This is a genomic window from Levilactobacillus parabrevis ATCC 53295 (assembly GCF_001434055.1).
In the GTDB taxonomy this organism is placed as follows: Bacteria; Bacillota; Bacilli; order Lactobacillales; family Lactobacillaceae; genus Levilactobacillus; species Levilactobacillus parabrevis.
On record NZ_AZCZ01000003.1, the window covers coordinates 52110 to 69083 of the forward strand.

Below are 16974 nucleotides of genomic sequence, written 5' to 3' on the forward strand. Positions count from 1 at the left end.
ATGTCATAGCCGGTCGATTTAAGACTTAGGTGGTATATCAGAAAGAAAATCCGGCTGAATCTTGGCTTTTAGTGAAAGCGGAAACATTTTTATTTTGAAATTTATCACAAGTGCACGCATCATGATAAACGTTGATGTATCAGTATATGAAGGCACATAAACTGGTGGTGAATCGACTACCAATTCACATAATTTTTTTAATTTGTGCTTGAAAGCGATTTCTACACGTGGTACGCTGAACCTAACTTGTATATTAGTTATACAAGAAGAGCGTTACCGTAAAAACCCTAGCTAGGATTACCACAGCGTTCAGTTAAGCCCTTATTTCGCACGTTTAGACTATATATAATTTTTAGGAAGTGTCAGGAAAATTGGATAAAACACAAAAAACGGTTACCATCGATGCCGCGCCTTTCAATATAAAAGACCGTATCGGTTATATGTTTGGTGATATTGGGAATAACTTCTCATTTAACGTTATCAACTCGTTCTTAATGATTTTCTACACCAACGTCCTCGGTTTAACTGGGGCTCAAGTTGGTATCTTGTTCTTGACTGCTCGGTTCGTCGATGCCTTTGCCGATATCATGGTTGGGCGATTCGTCGATAACAGTAAGTTACATAAGAGTGGCCGGTTCCAGCCTTGGATGAACCGGATGAAGTACCCATTGATGATTGCCTTCATCTTGACATTCGTGCCAATCGTTAAGGATTGGGCAATGCCAGCACGTTTGGCTTACGTCTTCATCACGTACTTATCATGGGGGATCTTCTACTCCTCAGTTAACATCCCTTATGGGTCCATGGCTTCCGCAATTAGTGGGGATCCTAACGATAAGACTTCACTGTCGACGTTCCGTGCCATCGGTTCTGCCGTTGGTAGTGCGCTGACTAGTTACGTCTTACCACTGATCATTTACGTTGGGGCTTCCCAAAAGATTTCTGGGAACCGCTTCTTCTGGGTCGTTGTTGGCTGTGCCTTCATCGCTTGGGCTTGCTACACGTTAACGACTGCTTTAACGACTGAACGTGTGCGGACTGAAAAGTCTGAAAAGGTGCCATTAGCACGTTTGGTTAAGGGTTTGTTTGAAAACAAGGCTTTGATTGTCTTAGTTCTTGTTGATATCTTAATCGTTATCAACCAAAACTTATCAGGGACGCTGTTAACGTACCTGTTCAACGACTACTTCAAGGATACGAAGGCCTTGAGTATCGCGTTGGTCTTCAACTTTGCGACAGTTATTCTGTTAGCCCCATTCAGTAACTGGATGACGCGGACGTTTGGTCGTAAGGAATGTTCTATCGTTGCCTTGTTCATCGGTGCCGCAATTTACGGGGCCTTAATGATGATTCGGACACAAAGCGCCGGGTTCTACCTGGTAATGCTGTTCTTCGGTTCCTTAGGTGCCGGGGTCTTCAACCTGATGGTTTGGGCCTTCATCACCGATGTTATCGATAATCACGAAGTCTTAACGGGTGTCCGTGAAGATGGTGTGGTTTATGGTGTTAACTCGTTTGCTCGTAAGGTTGCCCAAGCTATCGCCGGTGGTTTCGGTGGGTTCATGTTGACCTTCATCGGTTACAAGTCCTCTACTGGTGGTGGTGCACAACAGACCACGACCGTTGTTAACCACATCTACACGTTAGCGACTGGGGTACCAACCTTCTGTCTGTTACTGGCCGGCTTGGTCTTACTGTTCTTCTACCCATTGAGTAAGAAGCGCGTGAACGCCAACGCTGCCAAATTAGCTGAAATTCACTCTGAAAACGCTGAAGAGGAAGAAGAAGCTAAGTAAGCAGATCGGTTTAAAAAAGTAAATAAGTCTAAAGAAGTCGTGCTCGCCATTCTGTTTTGAATGGTAGGCACGACTTTTTCTGTGGTTTGAAGTTTTGTGAGTTGTGATGTTGGTTGCATAGAAGTAAAACTAGTCAGCAGATTGGAAAATAGACGGGTTAACCAAGCGTAGTCGCAGGAGGGCAGGGTGTAGCCAGCCGTGACGATGGTGTTAGGACGGGCGTTTGGTTCTTCCCGTGCTTACACCATGGGACGAGCTTGGAAACTCGCCGATTTATGCGAGGTTTCAAGTCGAGGTCCAAGACCGCACTTTGGCTTGGACCGATCCCCACAGCAGGCGGAATCCCTGCCAGCCGGAGGCGAAACTTAGTTAGTCCACTGATTTCAAAGCATCTAGCATGTTGATGCGCTTCAGCTTACGGTGCATCAGCCACATCACCAGCAAGCTAAAGGCCAGCGTCAGAAGCGCCGAGTACCCGTAACTCACGGGGTGAATGTCCGGCGAGAACATCAGGCTGTCAATCTCCGCCGTATTCAGGATGTAACTGTGGAGCCAGTCGCCCATGAAGCAACCAAAGAAGATGCCCATGACCGTTAGAATCAGATTTTCTCTGAAGATGTACATCGTGACCTCGCTGTCGTAGAAGCCCAACACTTTAATCGTCGAGAGCTCCCGAATCCGTTCAGAAACGTTGATGTTGGTCAGATTGTAGAGAACGACCAGCGCCAATGCCCCGGCAGCGACCACGAAGATGACGACAACTAGATCCATGGTATCCAGCATCTGGAAGTTGTTTTTCTTCTCGGTACTCAGTAGGCTAACGTTGAGCATCCCCTTGGTCTTCAGGAGGTCACTAGCAAATTGGTTCTGGGCCGTTTGCCCGTGATGCTTGAACTGAACCAGATTGCCGTTGTAGACGGGGTGTTGCCCGAAAATATGGTGATAAGCTTGTGGCGACAGATAAATGAAGTGATTGACGTAGTTCTCCGCGATGGCCGCCACTCGAACATGCTTGATGGCGTGATCGCCCAGCTTGAGCGGCAGTTGGTCGCCGACTTTGACATCGTAGAGTTTGGCCAACTTTTCATCGATGATGGCGCCCTGGCCGTTGAGAGTGTAAGCGTGGTGACTCTGGCGGTTACGCAGGACGACGAACTTCTTCAGTTGTTGCGGCCGTTGGGGGACGCTCAACGTGGCCGTTTGGTTAGCCACGCCCGCACGTTCCACGGTCACTTGTGATTGCTTGAGGACTAGGTCGTTCTTGTATAACGACTGGCGGTGCAGGGCGCGGCGTTGCTGAGTCGTTTGGGTGCCGTTACGCACGACGATGGCGTCGTAGTGCCAGAGTTGATTGAACTGTTTAACGCTGATGTCGCCAATGGAATCCTTTAAACCAAAGCCGGTGATCATCATCGCCATGCAGCCAGCAATGCCCAGCACCGTCATCAGCAGGCGCTGCTTATAACGAAAGAGATTTCGCAGCGTGACCTTATGATTGAAGCTCAAACGCCGCCAGAGACCGTGCCAATGTTCCAGCCACAGGGTCTTGCCGGCCTTGGGTGCCTTGGGTTGCATCAACGTGGCGGGGGTGCTGTGGAGGTCAACGCGCAGAACGATGGCGGCACTCCCCATGGTGCAGGCCAGCGCGATGACTAGTGCAATCAGGATGTCCGTCCAGAGGTACTGAACGTTGATGGCGGGGAGATTGTACATGCTGCCATAGGCTTGTGCGATGAACCGGGGGAAGAAATTGACCCCGAAGCCTACGCCCAGGAGCGTTCCCAGCAGGCTGGCTAATCCACCATAGAGCATAAACTCACTGCCAATGGCGAGATTGCTGTAGCCGAGGGCTTTGAGCGTCCCCATTTGAATCCGCAGTTCAGTAACCATTCGCGTCATGGTCGTTAGGCAGATCAGCGCGGCGATGGCAATGAAAAAGAGTGGAAAGACCGTGGACAGGGCCACGACCCGTTGCGTATTTTCGTGATATTCGCTGTAACCGGGATTAGCGGATCGACCGGTGTAGAAGTAGGTGGGCTGGCCAATCGCAGCAATCTTTGTCTGCGCCTGCTTGATCTGCGCCTGAGCTTTGATCAGGATTGGCGAGTTGGCTGGGAGTTGTTGGCTTAGCTGACTGACCCGCCGGACCTGTGGCGCCAACTGTGCGCGGGCCTGTCGCTGAAGCTGGGCTTGGCGTTTCGCTGCTTGGGGTTTGAGCCAGGATTTTAGTTTCGCCGTGTTGACCCGTTGACGGTGCTTGTACGTTGCGGAGTAGGGGGCAACGGCCGCAAGGTTCTTGAACTGAACGTCGATGCGGCTGGCGACCTTCTGTGTTAGCGTCCCCGGTTTGACCAGGGCAAAATAGTCCAGCGTGCCCTTGCCAACGGTCGTAACGCCCCGAGTCGTCTTCTCGATGTAGCGAGGAGAGTTAACGAAGCCAACGACCGTAAATGTCCGCCGGTTAAAGGACCTGTTCAACTTAGCGGTAGTGGCGATCTTGTAGGTCGACCCTAATTTTAAATGGGGCTGGAGGGTCCGGGCCTGCTGGTCAAGGACGATCTCGTTGGCCTTGCGCGGCAGGTGACCGCTGACCACCGTTAGCCGGTTGACCCGTTGCTTGGCGGGCACCTCGGCCACCCGGACGGTTTGGTTGTTATTGAGCTGATTGATGTCGAGGTACTTCACGGCCTGGTAGGCAATCTGGCTACGATGCTGGTGTAAGACGGCCAAATCTTGTTTGGTGAGACCAGCCGTGGACTGGACACTGTTCGACGCTAGTTTTTGGGTGGCGTAGTAGTCATCGGCGGCCTGCAGCATGTCCGGCCCGGTCGCTCGGATACCGGTATAGAAGGCGACACCGAGAAAGATGATCAACATAATCGAGAGAAAACGCGCCTTGGAGCGACCAATCTCTCGGAACATGGCTTTGACATAACTTTTTGTCATAGCGGCACCTACCATTCAATCTCGGCAACCGGTGTGGGATGTGGGTTGCGTTGGGCGGATTGGACCTGAGCGTCATTGATGTGGATGACCTGATCGCCCATCTTGGCAATGGCGCTATTGTGGGTGACGATGATGACGGTCATATTGGTCCGCCGGGCGCCGTCCTGAATGACTTGGAGCACCTGTTTGCCGGTCTGATAGTCCAAGGCACCAGTCGGTTCGTCACACAGCAGGAGCTTGGGATTCTTGGCAATGGCCCGGGCGATGGCGACCCGCTGCTGTTCACCCCCGGAGAGTTGGGCGGGAAAGTTGGCGGCTCGGTCGGTCAGGCCAACCAGTCCCAGCGTCTCGCTGACGTCGTGGGCATCCGCAGTAATTTGCGAGGCCAGTTCGACATTTTCTCTGGCGGTCAGGTTGGGGACGAGGTTGTAGAACTGAAAAACGAAGCCGACGTCCTGGCGCCGGTAGGTCGTGAGTTGTTTAGCAGTCAGTTGGGCAATGTCTTGGCCATCAATCAGGACTTGGCCGCTGGTGGGACTGTCCATGCCTCCGAGGATGTTGAGTAGCGTAGATTTACCAGCACCACTGGGCCCCAGAATGGTGACGACCTCTCCCTGCTCGACACTAAAGGAGATGTCGTGGTTGGCGGTGGTGATCTGGTCACCTTGAGTAAATTGGCGCGTTTCGTTGCGAACTTCTATGTAAGCCATACTTGGATTCTCCTTGTCTTCTATTTTGTTGGTAACAGTTGTTGTCGCCTGCGGCTGCCAGGGATTCCGCTAATCAATAAGATTGGTAAGAGATTCTGAACAGGGTAGGTCTTTCAAACATTACAGATAGTTCTTATAAGCGTTGACTCAGAGCGTATTCAGAAATGTCTAACTACGATGGAAAGTGACTAATCGTGGGATTGTATGTTAGCTTAGCCGGAGGAGGCCAGAGATGTAGCCGGCCGTGACAATGGCGTTAGACCGGGCGATTGTTTCTTCCTGGTCTTACACCATGGGACGACCTGGGAAACTCGTGGGTCTTAACGAGGTTTCCAGGCGAGCCGGAAGCCCGTTCTTTGGCTGTAGGCGGTCCCCACAGCAGGCGGAATCTCTGACAACCGCAGGCGACAATATACAATCCAGACATTAATCCAATTGTAGGCGGAAACCAGGGTGGACGCAACGGGAAACGTTTTCAAAAACGCTTGAAAATCTAACTGGGTCCGGTATACTTGGCGCAGAGATACCGGTTGGGGTATCAATTGGAAACGGAAGGAAGTTTTGTGGATGAAAGTCGTCATTATTGGTGGAGTGGCCGGCGGGATGTCGGCCGCAACTCGACTGCGGCGGTTGGATGAAGACGCTGAGATTATCGTGTTTGATAAAGGGCCTTACGTGTCGTTTGCCAACTGCGGGTTGCCATTTTATCTGTCTGGTGAAATCAGCAATCACGCTGACTTGGTGGTTCAAACGCCAGAGAAGTTACAGCAGCGCTTTAAACTGGACGTGCGACCGAACCATGAGGTCACCCAGATCCTGCCTGACAGCCACGAGGTCATTGTTTGCTATGCGGGGCAGCTCACGCGTGAGTCCTATGACCGCTTGATTCTGGCGCCGGGTGCGCAGCCAATCATGCCGGATTTGCCGGGCATCGTGGGCGCTAAGAACATCTATGCTTTGCGGAGTATCCCCGACCTCGACCAGATTATGACCGGAATCCAGGCCGAATCCACTCAGCGCGTGCTAGTCGTGGGTGGTGGCTTTATTGGGTTAGAGGTCGCCGAGAATCTAGTATTGAGTGGCCTCAAGGTGACGGTTGTTGAGCAGGCGCCGCACGTATTGCCCCCGCTAGATACTGAAATGGCGGCGTTTGTGGAGGCTGAACTCGCACGTAATGGGGTGCGGGTCATCACCGGTCAGGCGGTTGCATCGTTCGAGGATGCTGGCACGGTGGCTGTCTTGGCGGATGGTACGCGTCTCACTACCGACCTCACGATTATGGCGGTTGGCGTGCGGCCGGCCAGTCAACTCGCTAAGGCTGCTGGTTTACGATTGGGCTTTCACGATGGTATCGTTGTCGATCAGCAGTACCAGACTAGCGAGTCGGATATATATGCGGTCGGGGATGCCATCGTGGTCCAGCAACAGGTGACCAACAAACCGACGCTGATTCCCCTGGCATCACCGGCCAATCGCCAGGGCCGTCAGGTGGCGGATAATATTGTCGGCTTGCCCCATCCCAACCGAGGAAGCTTGGGTACCGCCATCGTGCGGGCGTTTAAGCTTACGGCTGCGGCGACTGGTCTCAGCGAGTATCAGGCGCAGCAGGCCGGTCTCACCTATCGGGTGGTTCACGTGCGCGGCGGCAGTCACGCGGGATATTTTCCCGGGAGCACACCGCTTACGTTGAAATTGGTCTTCAATCCCGACTCCGGAGAAATCTATGGCGCACAGGGCGTTGGGGAACAGGGTGTGGACAAGCGGATCGACATACTGGCCACGGCCATCAAGGGTGATCTGACGATTGACGACCTGCCGGAGCTGGAATTGACCTATGCGCCACCGTTTGGCTCAGCCAAAGACCCCGTGAACATGCTGGGCTATGTTGCGATGAACGTGGCGGAGGGCCTGAGCAAGACGATTCAGTGGCATCAGTTGCCGGCAGCATTGGCGGCTGGTCGGCAGGTGCTGGACGTCCGGGATACTGATGAGCTGGCAGATGGTGAGTTCAAACGGGCGCGGAATATCCCATTGAACCAATTGCGCCAGCGGTTGACGGAGTTGGATTCGACGCAACCTTACGTGGTCAGCTGCTTCAGTGGGCAGCGGAGTTATATTGCCGAACGGCTTCTGCGTCAGCACGGCTTTGATGTGGTCAACCTGGACGGGGCGTTTGCCCTGTATCATGCAGTACGGCCGCAAGACCTGATCTATCAACGGTAAGCCGTAAAAGGTGATTGTATTTTTAATATGCCCCCTATATAATTAATTAAGAGAAACGCATTTTGCAATTATTTTGGAGGAGACTCATGAAGACACTACGGAAGGCGGCCCTATTGATTGCCGCTACCTTTACGCTGACCGGGGTTGCAGAACCTATGGTCATTCACACGACGACGGCCGAGGCCAAGGCCTCTAAGGTTTGGATTGCGCCGAACCATGGTAAGAAGTACCATTATGCCAAGCATTGTCGGGGGCTCAGTCACGCGGGCAAGCTCAAGCACGTGACGCTGAAATGGGCAAAGAGCCACCACTACAAGCTATGTGGCTGGGAAAAGTAAGCATCTTTAGAATGCGTAAGCTAAGGTTGGGATAAATCTCAGCCTTTTTTGGTGTTCCCGTTCAGTGAATGCTTAACGCAGTTGACTGTCAAAATCAAAACGCGCATGCTGTCACTAAGGGGGAGTACATATGCAGACATTTTCAAAGATTCGGCCGTGGATTGCCGGAATCGTTGCTTGTTTGACCATCGGGGGACCGTTGGTAGTGATGATTGACGGGTATGTTTTGATGGCCCAAAACGACCCGCTTCATCCGGATGTTTTGGTCTTGATAGGGTTATTGGTTTGGGGGCTCGTTGGGCTCATTGGCGTCTTGACGTATGGCATTCACACCTACCATGTTGGGTGGCGACAGCTCCCAACGCGTCAACGAATTTTGTTGGCGCTCTATGGCATTGTCTTTCTAATTGGCCTGTGCGTGTGGCTGGCGTTTCTGGGGTTAGTTCCCTATCAGTGGGTCGATTGGATCATCTATGGACGGGCTGATTAACTGATGTAACTGAGTATTAGATGGCTAAAGGGTTTCCAGAAGTTGTTGGCTGATTTCTGGGGACCTATTTTCGTTGGCCAAAACATCGTGAAAATCAGGAAACAAATGATTTGCCTTCGAGTGGGACTAAGGGACTAGAATGAACCCATCAGTTAAAAAATGGAGGATGAGCTATGCCAACAATTACGGATACTTTTACACTGAATAATGGTCTTAAGATGCCCAAGGTTGGATTTGGGACCTGGCAAACGCGGCCCGGTAAGGAGACCTACGATGCCGTCAGCAATGCCTTAAAGGCCGGCTACCGCTTTATCGATACCGCCAAGGCCTACAATAACGAGCAGAGTGTCGGCGAAGCCTTACGAGACAGCAATGTGGCCCGCGAAGATATCTTCGTACAGACCAAGTTGCCCGCTGAATCCAAGTCCTACGACGCGGCAATGGCCGACTTTAAGAGCAGTCTAGCCGCTTTGGACCTCGACTACGTGGATTCTTACATCATCCACGCGCCGTGGCCATGGGCACAAATGGGGTCCAACCACGATGCCGAGAACCGCGACGTTTGGCGCGCCATGCAGGATATCTATGCCAGTGGTCAGGCCAAGTCGGTGGGGGTCTCCAACTTCAATTCCCACGATCTGGAAAACCTGTTAACTTGGGATGGCTTAGCCGTTAAGCCGGCCGTTGACCAGATTCAATACTACGTGGGTCACACGCAGACGTCCATCGTGAAGACGGCGAAAGCCCATGACATCACGGTTCAGGCTTACTCCCCACTGGCAACGGGTGGGTTAGTCGACAGTCCCGAGCTGGAACGAGTCGCCGGTAGTTATGACGTGTCGATTCCACAGTTAGCCCTGCGCTATATCGTCCAAAAGGGCGTGGCACCGCTACCTAAGGGCCGTTCCATGGCCCACGTTCAGGCTAACACGGAGCTGGACTTTGAGATCAACGACAAGGACATGGCCTTTCTCGACCGGTTATCGGATCCTAATGGCTGGCATCCAGTGGGTGACTAGTATCGGGTTGAACAAGCCTAGTTGGTACCAAATTTGTGAGTAAACTAAAAAGCGTTGGTGCTTCCAAACTTGGAAGTACCAACGCTTTTTTTGAGCGGTCAGGTGGCGATGATTATCGCAAATAGTGGCTCTCCCCATCGTTGTGAAAGCTACTTAACGTGATAGGACAGATACTTCCCAGTATGGGAAACCTTGGTCGTCTCTACGTGATGGGTGCCCTTCTTAGTCGTCCACGCCTGTTGCAGTGTAATGTCACCCTGAGGACTTAGTGTCAGTGTATAGACGTCCTTTTCATGGTCACGATAAACGTAAGTCTTGCCAAAACGGTAAGTATGCGTAATCTGATGCTCGTCAGGCGAACTGTACGTCACATCGTAGACTGGCTTTTTATAAGTGTCACGTTCGATTGTGGTATCTGCCCAATTCTTGTGGTTTTGATCCAAGATGAGTAATCGATGATCAGCTGTGCGGTCAGTAAAGGTATCGGCACCGCCGGCGTGTTCATAATCTTTTTCGCTGTCAATCTGGTAATCATAGTAGACCTTGATCGTCTTCGCCTTGAACTTGCCAGAGGCGGTGGCGGAATGGTAACGCAACACCCAACCGCCGCCACCTTTCAACAGATCCTTAGCCTTAGTCGTGTAGTGTTGGCCAATGCGGCCATGCAGCGTCTTCACGATGTAATTGCTCATCCGCTTGGGATGTTTGTTCGATTCATTATACCGGTAGTAAACGATGACCTTACCCTGTTTACTGGCGGCCTGTCCCTGAATCAGCCCCCAACTTAGTCCCAATCCAAGTATTATGCCGATAATGAGTCCCCAATTCTTCCGCATGCTAATTCCCCCCGTTGTGTGAGTCGTTGTTTAAAGCTTACCACTTCTAGTTAAGAAAAAGTAAAGTTCGCCGAAAGGGTGAGACAGAAATCGGTATTTTTACATTAGTAGTAAGTATAAGGACGGTTGCTGGCTGAGTAGACAGACTATACCTAGTGACTATAGGACAGCATTCGAAATAGGTATTGGATATAGAACGAGCGGGTCACTATACTAGGCATCATCAAGAAATAAGTAAAGGAGCTATTTTAATGACAGAACCAACTATCTTTCAGCGGGCGCTACAGGGCTTGCCACTCGACTTTTCCGGTGAGGATTTCCGGGAGATCGACGAAACGGTCCAACGCACGCAGAAACTCTTGAAACAATTTAACCAAAGGGACCAGACGCCAGCCCAGCGGCGCGTCACGCTCAGTCAGGTCGTGGGGTATAGCGTGCCAGAATCTGCGGAGATCAACGCGCCAGTGCACAGCGACTTCGGACCGCATATCTTTATCGGTGAGGATGTCTACGTGAACCAGGATGTCATGTTCGTGGACCTAGGCGGCATCTACTTGGGCGCGGGCGCACTGATTGGTCCCCGCGCCACGCTGGTAACGGTCAACCATCTCGAGGATCCGGCCCATCGCCGGGACGTTCAGGCCAAAGCCATTCACATTGAACAGAATGCCTGGATTGGCGCCGGGGCAACGGTGCTGCCCGGGGTGACCGTTGGTGAGAATGCCATTGTGGGCGCCGGAGCAGTAGTGACCAAGGATGTCCCCGCGAATATGGTGGTCGTGGGTACGCCGGCGCGGGTGTTGCGTCGGGTGAAGGGCGCGCCGACTGACTAGGCTGACTTCGTGGCGAATTAAAAAGGAGCTGACAAGTGCCAGCTCCTAAAGTCATAATCCGTTTTAATTTTCAGTCGGCGTCAGCTCTGCACGGACCTGGGCCAACAGTGCTTGTGCTGCCGCAGACAGGCGCTGGCCCTTCAGCCAGACCAGACTCGATCCGGAAGATGTCCGGGGCGCCAGTGGGACGAAGGTCAGGTCGGACTGGTTGGTATTGACGATGCCATCCAATCCCAGCGCATTCCCCACGCCGGCGGATACCAGCAGTGATGCGTTATACAGCAGGTTGTAGGTGGCCGCGACATTCAGATCCTCTTGGGTGAGACCGAAGACGGCGTGAATCCGCGCGCTACCGCCCTGTTGGGGGAGAATCAGCCGCGTCTGCGCCACGTCATCCAGACTCACGGTAGCCTGTTGGGCTAGGGGCGAACTGTTTTGGACGAGCAACCCCCAGCGACTTTCACCCGGGAGCCGCAGGAAGTCATAGTCACTCTTGTCCGTGGGGTCCATGACCACGCCGAAGTCGAAGACGCCAGAGGTCAGTTGGCTATGAATGTCGCTGGCATCGGTACTGACGAGGTGAATCTGAACGTGGGGATGCTGCTGATTGAGGTGGCCGATGGCCTGCGCAACCGTCAGCACGCTGCGGGCCTCCGCACTTCCCACGTAGATGGCGCCGCTGATGTCCGTTTCCTGATGAATGTTCGTCAGGGTCTTATCGGTCAGGGAGAGAATCTGGCGCGCCTGGTTAGCGAAATATTCGCCATCCGGGGTCAGCTGAATGGTCCGATTGCCGCGCGTAAAGAGAGTCGTCCCCAGCTCTTCTTCTAGTTCCTTTAACTGGCGGGAGACAGTCGGCTGCGATACGTGCAAACGGGCCGAGGCCTTACTGATAGTCTTTTCCTGAACGATCATCAAGAAGTAACGGAGAACGCGTAATTCCATGGCACTCAGCTCCTATAACTAATTTGTATAGCACTCAATCTAATCTAAGCATTCGACATGCCGGAAGTCAAGCCATAGGATGGACCTATGAGGTGACAAGGAAGGGAGGTAGCGTGATGCTGGAAAAATGGACGCCGCAACGGTTACAGGGTTTTGCGGTTGCGGATGACCTACAGGTGTCCCCACTGTACGACGACGGTCGAACCTGTGGCACGCCGACCTGGGTCTGGTCGGTTGTCGTGGGCGAGCACCTGTACGCGCGGGCCTGGAATGGCCAGCGTTCCTCGTGGTATCAGGCGGCGATTCGGCAGCAACGCGGGCGTATTCACCTGGCCGGCTGTAATTTTCAGGTCAGGTTTGCCGCAACTTCAGCCGATAGCGCCGTAACCGAGCAAATCGACGCGGCATATCGGCAGAAATACGCGGGCAGTGGCTACCTGCTACCAATGTTACAGGCGGGCCCACAATCCGCGACGGTTGAAATTCAACCAATTTGATAGATTTTTGACGATTTCGGTATGATTTTTAGTGAAATTGCGGCATGATGAACACGTAAGCCAAATTGGAGGATAACGAAATGACAAAGATAATGATTGTCGGCGCACATGGCGCCATGGCACAACTGGTAACGGAACGGTTACTCAACGAAACGACGGCGACTTTGACGCTGTTCCTGCGCGATGCCTCGCGGTTGAATCAATACGCGACAAACGACCGGGTAACCCTCGTTGACGGCGACATTAAGGACACAGCGTTGGTGGCCAAGAGCATGGCCGATGCAGAAGTTATTTATTCTAACCTGGGTGGTACGGACTTGGCCGACCAAATGCAGAGTGTCCTCGCTGCCATGGCGCAGACCGGGAAACGTCGGCTGGTCTACATCAGCTCGTTGGGAGCGCAGCATGAAGTTCCGGGCAAATTTGGCGCGTGGAACGAACAGGCAATCAGTGCCTTTCTGCCCGGGTTCCGCAAGACGGTCGAATTGGTGGTCGCTTCCGGTGTGACCTACACCGAGATCCGTCCGGCTTGGCTGACGAACAAGAACGAAGTCGACTACGAAGAAACGCAGTTGGGTGAAGATTTCAAAGGGACCGAAGTCTCCCGAAAGAGTGTCGTGGACTTTGCCTTCAAGGTCATCACTCAACCGGCTACCTACCAAAATGCCAGTGTGGGCTTGGACAAACCCGGGACTGACGGCGACCAATCCAGCTGGGTTTAAGGGGGACACCTATGACAGTCATTGACGTTTTCGCACACATTTTACCGCCTAAGTTTCTCGCGCAAATGAACGCGGTTCAGCCCAACATTCTGGATAACTTTCCCTATATGAAGAACGACCTGTTGGCGGATGTGGCCAAGCACCGCGCCTCTTTACCCGCCGACCATCAACAGATTCTCTCGGCGGTCAACCTGAACCCTGAGGACTTTGTCGATCCCAAGCAGGCCGCGGCACTCTGCCAGTCGGCCAACGACGAGTTAGCGGCGACGGTCCGGGCTAACCGGGATATCTTCCCGGCCGGGGTGGCCATGCTGCCGATGAATAACGTTCCGGCAGCACTCAAGCTGATCGATGAGCAGGTCGCTGGTAGTGATGCCTTGGTCGGCGTGCAACTCTTTACGCAGGCGCTGGGACAACCGATTACGGCGCCCGTTTACGAACCGATTTTTGCCAAATTAGCGGAAATTGGTGCCCCAATTTGGCTCCACCCCGTCTTCGATACGCGCAAGCCGGATAACAACCTGACGTTCAGCTGGGAGTACGAGCTGACGCAGGCGATGTACGGGATCGTGGCGGCGAAGTACTTCCGGAAGTATCCGGGACTCAAGGTCATCGTGCATCACGCCGGGGCCATGGTGCCGTACTTTAGCCAGCGCATCAAGTACATTCAGGGGCCGGCAGACTATGCCGATTTTCAGAAATTCTACGTGGATACGGCGATTCTAGGCAATCCTAAGGCGTTGGAACTGGCCGTCGACTTCTTTGGCAGTGACCACGTGCTCTTCGGGACCGACTCGCCATTCGGGATTCCACCGGTTGGGCCGACTGCGGTCATTGAAGCGGCCGTCTCCGTGATGGCCATCACGGACCAGCAACGCCAGGGTATCCTCCACGACAATTGGCGGACACTGATGGCGTAGATTTGAAACGACAGGTCAACAGGGGGCAACTTTAAAATGAAGACGGAACATGAAAAATTATTGGCGGGTCAGGATTACGATTACCGGGATCCGGAACTCCAGCAGCTCATCACCCGCGGCAAGCAATTGCTCACGGTCATCAATGGGGGCCAGGGTGCCGCTCGACAAGCGGCCATTCAGGATTTCTTTGGTCGCACGGGCCAGCGCTTGACCATCAACGGGCACTTTAGCGCGGTCTATGGCGTGCACATCCAGGTTGGCGATGATGTCTTTATCAACGGCAACTGTACGTTTCAGGATTCCAACCAGATCATCCTAGGTGACCGGGTCATTATTGCGCCGGACGTGAAGCTGTACTGTGGCAGTCATGCGCTGGACGCCATGCACCGGTTCGGCGTGCGGCCGGATGGCAGTCGCTACCTGATTACCACCACCGCGCCCATTTTGATCGGCAACGACGTATGGATTGGGGGCAACGTGACTATCATCGGCGGCGTGCACATCGGCAATAACGTTGTGGTCGGTGCGGGTGCCGTGGTTACGAAGGACGTCCCAGATAATATGGTCGTTGCCGGCGTTCCAGCACGGATCATTGAAACGTTACCGCCGTTATCTCGGAACTAGGTGATCGTTTGGCACGTAAAGGAAAATACAGTAGAAGCCAACGAATCAGTAGAATGAAAAACGCAACGAAAGACAAGCTGACCGAGCTATTAACTCGGGGCATTTTATGGGCGGCAATCATTGAAGGCCTCATGGTCACATTCGGAAACGTCAAACCGCTAAATCCCTTATTCCTAGGAGCAATCTCAATGCTGGTCATTCTGCTATTAGGGATTGACGGTTGGTATTGGTGGACGAATCGTGCAAATTAGTTTGGAAATGTTTTAGCTAATCGCGGATAAAAATAAGAACCGGTAGTACCCAATTAACGAGTGCTATCGGTTCTTTTGACAATTAAATTAGTGAATAACGACTTTCATCTTGTAAGGCACGTGGCTATAAATCCAGTGGGCGTCGGCAACCCGTAATCGCACGCAACCGTGACTAGCCCGTTTACCTAACTTCTTGGCTTCGTTGACAACGTACTTACCGTGGGCGTTGACGGGAACGGAGTGAAAGAGGTAGGTTCCCCAGTACTTGAAGGACGTCCAGTAATTGGCGCCTTCCTTGGAACTGGCGTTATAGAAATGCGTGCCGCGGTTTTGAATGTGGAATGTTCCCTTTGGTGTTGGGGATGATTTCTTCCCAGTTGAGCAGATCATGGTGTAGAGCACTTTCTTCTTGCTAGCCATGATGTACACGCGCTGCTTGGCGATGGACACCTTGATGAAGGCCTTCTTGTGCTTCTTCAGATTGGGATAGGCTTTCTTCTCGGAAGGTTGTTTCCAAGACGGGGTTTTCGCTGCCTTCGTGGTTTTGGCGCTAGCGGTGGCTGTCTGGGTAGTCGTTGTACTAGCAGTGATACCAACGGTTAACCCCAAGAGAGCTAATAGGCCGGCGATGAATACTTTTGTTTTGCGCATGGAACTCCTCCTTGTAGAATACATTGTTAATTCTATAAGGGTGGGGGGTGGACTGTCAATACGTGAAACGAATGATACCTAAAGCTATTAGACAGTTTATTATCTAAGCAGATGCGGAGTCTCACTTTTTATGACATGGAAAGTTCATCAGAACAGATTGTGATAACACGCCCCTTACTCAAGATACTCATTGTCCTGATCTTGTCCATCATCAGCGTGGCCGATATGCTGATTGAAGGCGGCAACGTTTGCGGGATTGTCATGCCAGATTTCAGGGAATTCTGAACTCTTAGCAATTTCAGAAGGAAACTTTTCGGATGCAATAAATTCAGTTAAGAAGCGGACAATGAGCTGGTTTAAATCTATACCAGCCGCTTTGGCGAGTTTATCGGCTTGGGCCTTAATGTGTGGGTCGACGGTAACTGTGATCGTAGTTTCAGTTGTCAAAGGGAATCATCTCCTTGCGTTAGCGTAGCACATTCACTGAGTTACAGGGTGAATAAGCAATTCACCACCTTGAAATAGGTACAGTTCCAGAAGACCCAGTGGCATCTAGCAGTGAAATAATCCAGGTGGTCGCGTTGCCGATGTTGTGTGGGGAAAGCACCTAATAATCTCACTCTCAAAAAGCGTATAATTTAGAGAGAAGTGTTTAAATGCGGACGGATCTTTCACTTTAAAGGTGGTCAATACAAGTCATGGTCCTATCAATAAAAAATTGCTTTTTCATTTTCCTCAGCCTCCTTTTACCTATATTCTTTGGACTGAATTTACGGGAATCGTTGGAGATTAAGCTCTTAATTACCGTGGTGCTACTGATAATGTCAGTATTGGTGGTTGCTCACGCCATCAGGCATCCTAAAAGAATGTGGACAGGGAAATATGGCGTCTACGCGGGTGTGGTGCTGGGGGTCATTGGCTGGAGTACGCTGCTCTTATTTGTGTCAGTGTCAACGCCCCTAACCGGTTGGCTATACTGGGCTTGGTGGGTGGCAAGCGTACTATGCTGTGGGATTGTAGTGGGCTTTGCCGCGATTGTGCATGATATTTTTGTCGATCGACGTAGCGTAAAGAAGTAATCGTTGTTTAGAAATACAGTGAGATGCAAAAGCAGATGCTCCTCCTAATAAGGAGAGGCACCTGCTTTTTGAAAGCTATTGAGATGAATGCGTT

General features: G+C 52.2%; 17 protein-coding genes. 11 read left to right on the plus strand and 6 right to left on the minus strand.

What is annotated here, in order from left to right; translation table 11 throughout:
• Positions 1-371 precede the first annotated feature (371 nt).
• Complete coding sequence (locus FD07_RS01335; protein ID WP_020088461.1) at positions 372-1796, plus strand: MFS transporter; 1425 nt, start codon at positions 372-374, stop codon at positions 1794-1796.
• Between the two features lie 369 nt (positions 1797-2165).
• Here FD07_RS01335 and FD07_RS01340 read toward each other — a convergent pair whose 3' ends face one another.
• On the minus strand, positions 2166-4742 hold the full coding sequence (locus tag FD07_RS01340) for an ABC transporter permease (RefSeq protein ID WP_020088462.1): 2577 nt from the start codon (positions 4740-4742) through the stop codon (positions 2166-2168).
• Positions 4743-4750: 8 nt separating this feature from the next.
• The gene (locus tag FD07_RS01345; protein WP_020088463.1) at positions 4751-5452 is read right to left on the minus strand and encodes an ABC transporter ATP-binding protein; all 702 of its coding nucleotides are present in this window, start codon (positions 5450-5452) and stop codon (positions 4751-4753) included.
• A gap of 567 nt (positions 5453-6019) precedes the next feature.
• Here FD07_RS01345 and FD07_RS01350 point away from each other — a divergent pair.
• The 4 genes from FD07_RS01350 (at position 6020) to FD07_RS01365 (ending at position 9522) form a co-directional block, all read left to right on the plus strand.
• Entirely contained in the window at positions 6020-7675 is a 1656-nt protein-coding gene (locus FD07_RS01350; RefSeq protein ID WP_020088464.1) for an FAD-dependent oxidoreductase, read from the plus strand.
• 86 nt (positions 7676-7761) lie between these two features.
• A complete protein-coding gene (locus FD07_RS01355) occupies positions 7762-8013 on the plus strand; it encodes a hypothetical protein (RefSeq protein ID WP_020088465.1) in 252 nt (83 codons plus the stop codon).
• 130 nt (positions 8014-8143) lie between these two features.
• Positions 8144-8503: a hypothetical protein gene (locus FD07_RS01360; RefSeq protein ID WP_020088466.1), complete on the plus strand. Its 360-nt coding sequence runs from the start codon at positions 8144-8146 to the stop codon at positions 8501-8503.
• Positions 8504-8676: 173 nt separating this feature from the next.
• Positions 8677-9522, plus strand: coding sequence for an aldo/keto reductase family protein (locus FD07_RS01365; RefSeq protein ID WP_020088467.1), 846 nt, complete (start codon positions 8677-8679; stop codon positions 9520-9522).
• A gap of 149 nt (positions 9523-9671) precedes the next feature.
• Here FD07_RS01365 and FD07_RS01370 read toward each other — a convergent pair whose 3' ends face one another.
• Positions 9672-10358 (minus strand): MucBP domain-containing protein, encoded by a 687-nt coding sequence (locus FD07_RS01370; RefSeq protein WP_020088468.1) that lies wholly within the window; start codon positions 10356-10358, stop codon positions 9672-9674.
• 251 nt (positions 10359-10609) lie between these two features.
• Here FD07_RS01370 and FD07_RS01375 point away from each other — a divergent pair, with 251 nt between their 5' ends.
• Positions 10610-11191 carry a sugar O-acetyltransferase gene (locus FD07_RS01375; RefSeq protein WP_020088469.1) on the plus strand — a complete coding sequence of 194 codons (582 nt, stop codon included), beginning with the start codon at positions 10610-10612 and terminating at the stop codon, positions 11189-11191.
• Positions 11192-11254: 63 nt separating this feature from the next.
• Here the strand turns inward: FD07_RS01375 and FD07_RS01380 are convergent, their stop codons facing one another.
• Positions 11255-12136: a LysR family transcriptional regulator gene (locus FD07_RS01380; RefSeq protein WP_020088470.1), complete on the minus strand. Its 882-nt coding sequence runs from the start codon at positions 12134-12136 to the stop codon at positions 11255-11257.
• Positions 12137-12252: 116 nt separating this feature from the next.
• On the opposite strand from FD07_RS01380, the gene FD07_RS01385 reads away from it, so the two are divergent.
• From FD07_RS01385 to FD07_RS01400, 4 genes are all read left to right on the plus strand, one after another.
• Positions 12253-12633 (plus strand): DUF2255 family protein, encoded by a 381-nt coding sequence (locus FD07_RS01385; RefSeq protein ID WP_020088471.1) that lies wholly within the window; start codon positions 12253-12255, stop codon positions 12631-12633.
• Positions 12634-12713: 80 nt separating this feature from the next.
• Positions 12714-13355, plus strand: coding sequence for an NAD(P)H-binding protein (locus FD07_RS01390; RefSeq protein ID WP_020088472.1), 642 nt, complete (start codon positions 12714-12716; stop codon positions 13353-13355).
• Between the two features lie 11 nt (positions 13356-13366).
• A complete protein-coding gene (locus tag FD07_RS01395; protein WP_020088473.1) occupies positions 13367-14275 on the plus strand; it encodes an amidohydrolase family protein in 909 nt (302 codons plus the stop codon).
• A gap of 36 nt (positions 14276-14311) precedes the next feature.
• Positions 14312-14899, plus strand: a complete 588-nt coding sequence (locus FD07_RS01400) for a DapH/DapD/GlmU-related protein (protein ID WP_020088474.1) — start codon at positions 14312-14314, stop codon at positions 14897-14899.
• A gap of 338 nt (positions 14900-15237) precedes the next feature.
• On the opposite strand, the gene FD07_RS01410 is transcribed toward FD07_RS01400, so the two are convergent.
• Together FD07_RS01410 and FD07_RS01415 are read right to left on the minus strand one after the other, a co-directional pair.
• On the minus strand, positions 15238-15801 hold the full coding sequence (locus FD07_RS01410; RefSeq protein WP_020088476.1) for a L,D-transpeptidase: 564 nt from the start codon (positions 15799-15801) through the stop codon (positions 15238-15240).
• Positions 15802-15975: 174 nt separating this feature from the next.
• Positions 15976-16248: a hypothetical protein gene (locus FD07_RS01415; protein WP_020088477.1), complete on the minus strand. Its 273-nt coding sequence runs from the start codon at positions 16246-16248 to the stop codon at positions 15976-15978.
• Between the two features lie 374 nt (positions 16249-16622).
• Between FD07_RS01415 and FD07_RS01420 the strand changes: the two genes are divergently transcribed.
• Positions 16623-16880, plus strand: coding sequence for a hypothetical protein (locus FD07_RS01420; RefSeq protein ID WP_155823022.1), 258 nt, complete (start codon positions 16623-16625; stop codon positions 16878-16880).
• Positions 16881-16974: the final 94 nt, after the last annotated feature.

Bases quoted from the DNA above. Each gene is read 5' to 3' on its own strand.
- FD07_RS01375 (WP_020088469.1), top strand. From the start codon at position 10,610: ATGACAGAACCAACTATCTTTCAGCGGGCGCTACAGGGCTTGCCACTC.
- FD07_RS01420 (WP_155823022.1), top strand. From the start codon at position 16,623: ATGTCAGTATTGGTGGTTGCTCACGCCATCAGGCATCCTAAAAGAATG.
- FD07_RS01410 (WP_020088476.1), bottom strand. From the start codon at position 15,801: ATGCGCAAAACAAAAGTATTCATCGCCGGCCTATTAGCTCTCTTGGGG.
- FD07_RS01355 (WP_020088465.1), top strand. From the start codon at position 7,762: ATGAAGACACTACGGAAGGCGGCCCTATTGATTGCCGCTACCTTTACG.
- FD07_RS01380 (WP_020088470.1), bottom strand. From the start codon at position 12,136: ATGGAATTACGCGTTCTCCGTTACTTCTTGATGATCGTTCAGGAAAAG.
- FD07_RS01385 (WP_020088471.1), top strand. From the start codon at position 12,253: ATGCTGGAAAAATGGACGCCGCAACGGTTACAGGGTTTTGCGGTTGCG.
- FD07_RS01360 (WP_020088466.1), top strand. From the start codon at position 8,144: ATGCAGACATTTTCAAAGATTCGGCCGTGGATTGCCGGAATCGTTGCT.
- FD07_RS01365 (WP_020088467.1), top strand. From the start codon at position 8,677: ATGCCAACAATTACGGATACTTTTACACTGAATAATGGTCTTAAGATG.
- FD07_RS01345 (WP_020088463.1), bottom strand. From the start codon at position 5,452: ATGGCTTACATAGAAGTTCGCAACGAAACGCGCCAATTTACTCAAGGT.
- FD07_RS01340 (WP_020088462.1), bottom strand. From the start codon at position 4,742: ATGACAAAAAGTTATGTCAAAGCCATGTTCCGAGAGATTGGTCGCTCC.
- FD07_RS01390 (WP_020088472.1), top strand. From the start codon at position 12,714: ATGACAAAGATAATGATTGTCGGCGCACATGGCGCCATGGCACAACTG.
- FD07_RS01350 (WP_020088464.1), top strand. From the start codon at position 6,020: ATGAAAGTCGTCATTATTGGTGGAGTGGCCGGCGGGATGTCGGCCGCA.
- FD07_RS01400 (WP_020088474.1), top strand. From the start codon at position 14,312: ATGAAGACGGAACATGAAAAATTATTGGCGGGTCAGGATTACGATTAC.
- FD07_RS01395 (WP_020088473.1), top strand. From the start codon at position 13,367: ATGACAGTCATTGACGTTTTCGCACACATTTTACCGCCTAAGTTTCTC.
- FD07_RS01370 (WP_020088468.1), bottom strand. From the start codon at position 10,358: ATGCGGAAGAATTGGGGACTCATTATCGGCATAATACTTGGATTGGGA.